Origin of the sequence: Aeromonas sp. DNP9 (assembly GCF_001728955.1) — a bacterium.
GTDB classification, from domain to species: domain Bacteria; phylum Pseudomonadota; class Gammaproteobacteria; order Enterobacterales; family Aeromonadaceae; genus Aeromonas; species Aeromonas veronii.
The window spans coordinates 139,308-147,253 of the sequence record NZ_LYSQ01000009.1; the positions used below are offsets into that span (position 1 = coordinate 139,308).

Sequence of the window (7,946 nt, forward strand, 5' to 3'; positions counted from 1 at the left end):
GATCTACAATGGGCTGGTGTGGGGTTCAAGATTCATTTGATATGGACCCCTCTGGTTAAATGCATACTTGCCAACCAGGGCATTCGGTTGTACCGAAACCTGAATCCTCCTTTCGCAGAAATGAGGAGGTTCGACATAAAGCAAACCTGCCTCAAGTCTTGTTTAACTGATGATCAACTCAGGGTGCATCTACACAGATACATATATAGGTAACAGTCGGTTGATATAGATTTGCTTTCCGGGAACTAGCCAGCCCCCCTTATCCTAGCGGCAACACAATCAATGCACGAGATATTGGTTACGGCCCTTCCCCATAAGGTTAAGTGTTCGCTGGCCCTAATACACGAGAATTAAGTAACCGCTGCTCAACGATTCTGTTAAAAGGCATATAAAAATGCCGCCTGGCTTTGCAACCGGGCGGCATTGAACATCTTCTGTTATCGAGGATGAGCTATCAGGCTGTTGCCAGCTTGGCCTGCTCTTCACCGCGCTTGAGCATGGCGTAGGAGACACCGGTCAGCAGCGAGCCTGCCGCAATCGCCACGATATACATCATGACGTTGCTGATAGCATGCGGGATGAACAGCACGAACAGACCGCCGTGGGGGGCCATCAGCTCGCAGCCGAACAGCATGGAGAGCGCACCGGTCAGGGCGCCACCGACCATGCAGGCCGGGATGACCCGCATCGGATCCTTGGCAGCAAACGGAATGGCCCCCTCGGAGATAAAGCACAGACCCAGCACGAAGGAGGCCTTGCCCGCTTCCTGCTCCGCCTTGATGAACTTGGTGCGGGCCAGGAAGGTGGCGATCCCCATCCCCAGCGCCGGCACCATACCGGCGGCCATCACGGCAGCCATGGGGGCGTAGGTTTTGGAGGCCAGCAGGCCGACACCGAAGGCGTAGGCAGCCTTGTTGACCGGGCCCCCCATGTCGAAGCACATCATGGCACCGATGATGACACCCAGCAGCACGGCGTTGGCAGAGCCCATGTTGTTGAGGAAGGTGGTCATGGCATTCATGATGCCGGCCACCGGGCCACCCACCACGTAGATCATCACCAGACCGGTAAAGAGGCTGGCAAAGAGCGGAATGATCAGGATGGGCTTGAGCGCTTCCAGGGTCACCGGCAGGCGCACCTTGTCACTCAGGTATTTGGCGCTGTAACCGGCCAGGAAACCAGCCACGATGCCGCCGAGGAAACCGGCGCCCAGCGAGCTTGCCAGCATGCCGCCGATCATGCCAGGAGCGAGACCCGGGCGGTCAGCGATGGAGTAGGCAATGTAACCGGCCAGCACCGGGATCATCAGGGCAAAGGCAGAGCCGCCACCGATCTTCATCAGAGCCGCGGCCAGAGTGCCTTCCACCTTGAACGCCTCGATACCGAACACGAACGAGAGCGCGATAATCAGGCCGCCCGCCACCACCATAGGCAGCATGAAGGAGACACCGGTCAACAGGTGCTTGTAGGGGCCGGCTTTTTCCTCTTTCTTGGGCTGGCTGGCACCGCTGTGACGATAGGTTTTCGCCTCACTCCACGCCTTGTCGAGCTCGGCGCGGGTTTTCTTGAGCGCCGCACCGGTACTGGTGCGATAGACCGGCTTGCCGTCGAAACGGGCCATGTCCACCTCGATATCGGTGGCGAGGAACACCAGATCGGCGGATGCAATCTCCTCGGCGGTCAGGGCGTTCTGGGCACCGACCGAGCCTTGAGTCTCGACGCGGATCTGATAACCCAGCTGTTTGGCCATGGTCTCCAGCGCTTCTGCCGACATAAAGGTGTGGGCCACCCCGGTCGGGCAGGCAGTCACCGCCACGATGCGCTTGCCAGCGGCGGCCGATTTGGCGGCAGCAGGCGCGACTTGATGGCGATAGACACTGGCGCCGCTGGTTGCTGCCTCCAGCAAGGCGGCCGGATCCTGCAGGGCGAGATCCATGCTGCCCTGATAGACCTGCTTGCCATCATAGGCGGCGAGATCCACCGGAGCACTGGCGACAACCAGCACCAGGTCGGCGGCGGCAATCTGCTCTTTTGAGGGGATCTGGCGGGGTTGCACGCTGGAGCCGACGTCGAGGGTGAGTTCCCAGCCAGCCAGTTTGGCCTGCTGTTCTATCCGTTTTGCAGCGAGAAAGCTGGTGGCAATGCCCGCCGGGCAAGCCGTAACCAAGATTGCTTTCATTGGGCATCTCCTGAGTTTTCCATTGAGGGGGTATTGCACTGAACCGGTGCCAGCGCATCCAGACGCTCTACACGCACCTGTTCAAGCAAGGGGTTGAGCACATTGATATCGTCAAAGCCGACCGCGACCTGACTGACCGCCAAGGCCGAGACGGCGGTGGCCAGCCGCAGGGTCTGCTCCGGCGTCCAGCCAAGGCTGAGACCATGGGCGAGACCGGCCACCAGGGAATCGCCAGCACCCACGGTGCTGACCACCTGCATCCGCGGCGGAATGGCCTGCCAAACGGCATCCGGGGCAAACCAGATGAGGCCATCAGCGCCGTTGGAGATCACCACGTTGGGGATCCCGCTGGCCTGCAGCGCGCGGGCACACTCGGCCTGCTCGCTCAGCGTCTTGACGGGGTGGCCTGCCCACTGACTCAGCTCCTCCAGATTGGGTTTGACCAGGGTCGGCGCCGCCTTGATCCCTTCGCTTAAGGCCGCGCCGCTGCAATCGAAGATCACCTGCTTGCCCTTGGCCTTGAGCAGGCGGATCAGATGGGCGCAGTAATCGGGGGCCACCCCTTTGGGCAGGCTGCCCGCCAGCACGAACCACTCTGCATGCGCAGCCAATTGGTCGATGGCCTGCTCCAGCGCGCTCACCTCCTCTTGCTGGATGGTGAGCCCCGGCAGGTTGAGATCGGTGACCCGACCGGATTGCTCGGAGATCTTGACGTTGATACGGGTGCTGCCCGCAACACGGACAAAGTGATCATCCAGCGCCCGCTCTGCAAACAGAGAGACAAAGCTCTGTTCATTGTCAGCGCCCAGCCAGCCGGTGACGCCTACCTCGCGGCCCAAATCCTTGAGCACCATGGCGACGTTGATCCCCTTGCCCGCCGCACGCAGGTTGGCCTCGCTCACCAGATTCACTTCGCCAAGGCTCATCGCCTCGAGACGGGTGGTGAGATCCAGGGCGGGGTTGAGAGTAATGGTGACAATCTTCATCAATGCGCCCCCTCGCCGAGACCAGCGGCGATCGCCTCACCGATCCCCTTGAGGGCCGCTTCGGCATCTGCCCCTTCGGCGCGAAATGCCAGACGGTGCCCGCATTTGACCCCAAGGCCGATCACCTTCATCAGGCTCTTGGCGGAGACTGCCTCGCCGCTGCCATCCAGATTGGCAACCCGGATGTCGGATGCAAACTCTTTGGCCACCTTGACCAGCATGGCACCGGGACGAGCGTGCAGGCCGTGGGGGTTGATGATGGTGAAGGTTTCGGAAAGACCGCTCGCGGGGCCCGCTTGCAACATGGCCAGCCCCTCGCCGCCCGCCAGCGTCGCCAGCTGACCGGCGGCCGCCAGTTTGGCCAGATTCTCCAGTTGCGGCAGATGGCCGCTATCTGCGGCACACAGCAGCAGCATGGCGTTGACCGGCAGCTCCCCTGCGTTCAGTGCAGTGCTAGGCGTTGCCAACACCCAGCCAGTCTGGGCCGATGCTGTTTGCTGAACATTGGCGCGGGCCAGCCAGACCCCCTCGCCCAGATAGGCCGGTTCGCTTGCCAGCAGCGCGCTTACCATGGCGGCATCGCCCCAACCGGCGGATTTGGCGCGGGCAGCGGCGCCCAGCAACAGCTGGTCGCGATCATCGGCCGGGAAGTCAGCCAGGGTCAGGTATTGCACCTCTTTGGCGGCAGTGGCGCCGGTCAGGATATTGATGATAGTGTCGGCATCAGTGGCCTCTTTGAGCTGGGCTGCCGCCTGCTCGTCACCCAGCACATGGGTGAGCTGGCGCAAAATGCCCAGATGCTCGTCCGACTTGGCAGCGATACCGATGGCGACGTAGGCGATCTGCCCCTCGTCCCACTCGATGCCATTGGGGAACTGGGCCACCATGACGCCGGTGCGCTTCACCAGATGCCGGGTGTCGGTGGTGCCGTGAGGAATGGCGATGCCGCTGCCAAGGTAGGTGGCATGCTGCGCTTCACGGGCCAGCATGCCATCGACATAGCCCGCCTCCACCAGACCGGTCTCGGTCAGTTTGCCTGCCAACAGGGCAATCGCCTCGGCCTTGGTCGCCACCGACTGCCCCAGCAAGATCTGCTCTCGCACCAACTTCAACATAGCCACTCTCCATCAGATCCCGGCATCGCCGGGTCAACACAATTGAACATTCGGTTTGCCTGCCAGCTGACGATAGTCGGGATACCTCGAAATGTGATCCTGACCGGGTTTTACCACCCTGCTCTGCATCTCTGCGAAGCGGCGCTGCTGACAAGCTGAATCGTTTCACTTACACTCAGACTGAATCGTTTCAGCGAATTGATCAAGTACCCACAAAGAGTGCTTTTCAATGATATGATCCCGCGCACACTTTTCGGTGCCCTCACCCGGCAGTGACCGTGGGCCTTGCAACTCAAACAGAGCCAATATGATGAAACTGGATGAAATCGCCGCCCTCGCCGGTGTCTCGCGCACCACGGCCAGCTATGTGATCAATGGCAAGGCCGATCAATACCGCATCAGTCAGGCCACCCGCGACAAGGTGATGGCCGTGGTCACCGCCCATAACTACCAGCCGGACAGCCGCGCAGCCTCCCTGCGCGGCGGCCAGACCAAGACCCTCGGCTTTATCCTGCCCGACCTTGAGAACGCCAGTTACGCCAAACTGGCCAAGCGGCTGGAACAGGGAGCCCGGGCGCAGGGCTATCAGCTGCTCATTGTCTGCTCGGAAGATGAGCCCGCTACCGAAAAAGAGCTGGCCCAGATGCTGGTGAGCCGCCATGTGGATGCCCTGCTGGTGGCCAGCTGCCTACCCCCAGACGACCCCTTCTACGGCAAATTGCAGGCGCAAGGCAGCCAAATCCTCGCCATCGACCGGGCGATGGCCGCCGACAAGTTCGTCACCGTCGCCAGTGAAAACGAGAAAGCGAGCTTTGATCTCACCAGCTCCCTGCTCACACCTACCCTGCGCCATATCGCCTTGATCACCGCCCTGCCAGCACTCACGATCAGTCAGGAGCGCAAAGCGGGTTTCGAGCAGGCGGTCGCCAGTCACAGCGCGGCTCGCCACCTGTGCGAGGGGGATCACTTCTCGCGCACCGAGGGGTATCGCCTGATCAAAGATCTGCACCAGCAGCTGGGTCAGCTGCCCGAAGCGCTGATCACCACCTCCTACATCCTGATGGAGGGGGTACTGGACTACCTGCTGGAGCAGGAGACCGATATGAGCCAGCTCGCCATGGCCACCTTCGGGGACGATCGCCTGCTCGACTTCCTCCCTTTTGGCATCAACTCCCTGCCCCAGCAGCACGACGCGCTGGCGAGCCAGGCGCTGGATCTGGCGCTCAAGGCGGTGAACGGCGAATACCAGAGCGGGCTGCACTATGTGAGCCGCACCCTCAAGCGCCGTCGCTAACCTGACCGCAGCAGACCCGATTTGCTGTCAATGGGTGGGTAAAGCGAACAGATGACAATAAGGCTGCCAGCATCGGCAGCCTTATTGTTTTTCCCCACAACCCTACCCGTCCGCTTTGCTGTTTCTACCGTCTGGCCGACTAAACAACCGGCCTCCACACACCTTTCACCCCGGAACTAAACGCCAACACCACGACAAGGCACTCCCCCATCCGTGCTGCAACCACTTGGCTGACCTGTATCAATGAGCCCCTACCAGTCATTTTTTCGGTGTTTTTTTCTGCAATTAGCCATCACTGTCATCATTTATTTCCACTTGTTGCCACAAGCCAGCACAAGATCCGTATAAAAGGGGTTGTTTCCGCTATTTTGATCCGCTAACGTGGCAACCATCTTTTACAACTGACAGGTTTTAGGTACAGATGTTCCAGTTCCGATATTGCTAGCCTCCGGCCCTATCACCGGAGGCACCTTCTGATAACGCCAATCGGCCCCCTCTTGTTGACGTCACTGCTGACAGCGCCTGTTTGCACTGACACCGCTACGTTCGGATGGATAACATGAATACCAAAACCCTGGGTTGTACCCTGTTGATTGCCGGCACCACCATAGGCGCCGGCATGCTGGCCTTGCCGCTGGCCTCCTCCTCCCTCGGCGGCCCCGCCACCCTGATGTTGATGGTCGGCCTCTGGGCCCTGATGGCCTTCACCGCCATGCTGCAGGTGGAAGCGAGCCTTGCCACCGGCAAGTGGTACCTGCACCAACTGGCGGACCATCTGCTCGGCCCCTGGGGCAAGCGCATCGCCTCCTTCTGTATCCTGATGCTGTTCTACTCGCTGGCCTCCGCCTACATCAGCGGCGGCAGCAGCCTGCTGGCACAGGCGCTGGCCGATGCGGGCATGCCCCTCAGCCAGGAACAGGCCGCCTGGGCCTTTACCCTTCTGTTTGGCGGCATGGTCTGTGTCGGTACCCGATCGGTGGATTACCTCAACCGGCTGATGTTCACCGTCAAACTGGTGATCATGGTGGTGGTGCTGGCGTTGCTGCTGCCCCGCACCGAAGGTCAGCATCTACTCTCGATGCCGCTGGGTCAGGGCCTGTTGCTGGCGGGCTTGCCGGTCATCTTCACCTCGTTCGGCTTTCACGGCTCCATTCCGAGCGTGATGCTCTACCTCGGTGACTGCCCAAAACAGCTGCGTCGGGTCTTTGTCTGGGGCTCAGCCCTGCCGCTGATCCTCTACGTGCTGTGGCAGGTGGCGATCCTCGGTCTGCTCGGCCAGCAAGCCCTGCTGCAAACCGGCGGCGCGCTGGACAGCCTGCTGGCCAACGTCGGCAAGCTGGTGAGCTGGCCTGCGTTTAATCAGGCGATGCACCTGTTTGCCGATCTGGCGCTCGCCACCTCCTTCCTCGGGGTGACACTGGGGCTGTTCGACTTTATGGCCAAGGTGACCCGCCGCAAGGACAACTGGCAGGGCCGCACCCAGACCGGCCTCATCACCTTTGTGCCGCCATTGCTGTTTGCCCTCTACTTCCCGCAGGGCTTTATCATGGCCCTCGGATACGCTGCCATTGCGCTGGCGATCCTCGCGGTGCTGCTGCCGGTGGCGCTGGTATGGCAGAGCCGCAAGCAGGCGCCCGCCCACCACTACCGTGCCCCGGGTGGCGTGGTGGCGCTGGGAGTAGCCGCCGCCATGGGCGTGCTGATTGTTGGCGTACAGATCAGCGTCAGCCTTGGAATGCTGCCAGCGCTGTAATCCCCGATACTGAATGCCCCAAATAGCAAAGCCCCGCCAATCTGATTGGCGGGGCTTTTTACACTCAACTAACTCCATTTAATTCATTTTTTCGAATGGTGACGTCCAAAACCGGATTTATTTGGCCAAGTACGCATCTTCCTTTTCTCTTCTATGATGTAACTTTCTCGCCATAACCAATCACCCAATAAATTAGCTACGGTATGATTTAGTCGCACACGAGCGGTCTCATCACTAAAAGGTAACTTTTCAAGCTGGGCCATTACCTTAGGATGATTAAAATCAATGCCATTCCAAGCATGTCCATACATATTTCGAATTTTCCGTATTGCCTCAACTTCAGAAAACTCTTGTTCTTCTATTAGTCCAAGTGAATACGCGGCCAGAATGCGAGAACTAAATGTACCTAAAGGAGCATTAAATCCTTCAAGTAATTTTTTACTTTCTGTAGAGTCTATAAGAAAGGCAGAAATCATACCCGCGAGCACCAGCGTTGTTGCCCAAATCAGCCAGCAAGGCATGACTTCCCCAGCCCCTGGTGACCGCTACACCCGGGGCTTTCTGACAGGTAGGCCCAGGGTATTGAGTTTGTTTATGGCGCTGACATACGCCATCACCT

6 protein-coding genes are annotated in these 7,946 nt (G+C 59.8%); 2 read left to right on the forward strand and 4 right to left on the reverse strand.

The genetic code is table 11. The features are described from left to right. Positions 1-454 precede the first annotated feature (454 nt). From fruA to fruB, 3 genes are read right to left on the reverse strand one after another with little or no spacing between them, the layout of a single operon-like run. Entirely contained in the window at positions 455-2,179 is a 1,725-nt protein-coding gene (gene fruA / locus A9G06_RS08255; protein WP_069554882.1) for a PTS fructose transporter subunit IIBC, read from the reverse strand. Then, a complete protein-coding gene (pfkB, locus tag A9G06_RS08260; protein WP_069554883.1) occupies positions 2,176-3,165 on the reverse strand; it encodes a 1-phosphofructokinase in 990 nt (329 codons plus the stop codon). Before pfkB ends, fruA begins: the two co-directional genes overlap by 4 nt. Next, on the reverse strand, positions 3,165-4,280 hold the full coding sequence (fruB, locus tag A9G06_RS08265) for a fused PTS fructose transporter subunit IIA/HPr protein (RefSeq protein ID WP_069554884.1): 1,116 nt from the start codon (positions 4,278-4,280) through the stop codon (positions 3,165-3,167). The genes pfkB and fruB overlap by 1 nt, the downstream gene beginning before the upstream one ends. Positions 4,281-4,587: 307 nt before the next feature. Here fruB and cra point away from each other — a divergent pair, with 307 nt between their 5' ends. After that, the gene (gene cra / locus A9G06_RS08270; protein WP_069554885.1) at positions 4,588-5,574 is read left to right on the forward strand and encodes a catabolite repressor/activator; all 987 of its coding nucleotides are present in this window, start codon (positions 4,588-4,590) and stop codon (positions 5,572-5,574) included. Between the two features lie 559 nt (positions 5,575-6,133). Then, a complete protein-coding gene (locus A9G06_RS08275; RefSeq protein WP_069554886.1) occupies positions 6,134-7,327 on the forward strand; it encodes an aromatic amino acid transport family protein in 1,194 nt (397 codons plus the stop codon). An 83-nt stretch (positions 7,328-7,410) separates the two neighbouring features. Here A9G06_RS08275 and A9G06_RS21900 read toward each other — a convergent pair whose 3' ends face one another. Beyond that, complete coding sequence (locus tag A9G06_RS21900; protein WP_139126189.1) at positions 7,411-7,848, reverse strand: transcriptional regulator; 438 nt, start codon at positions 7,846-7,848, stop codon at positions 7,411-7,413. Positions 7,849-7,946 lie beyond the last annotated feature (98 nt).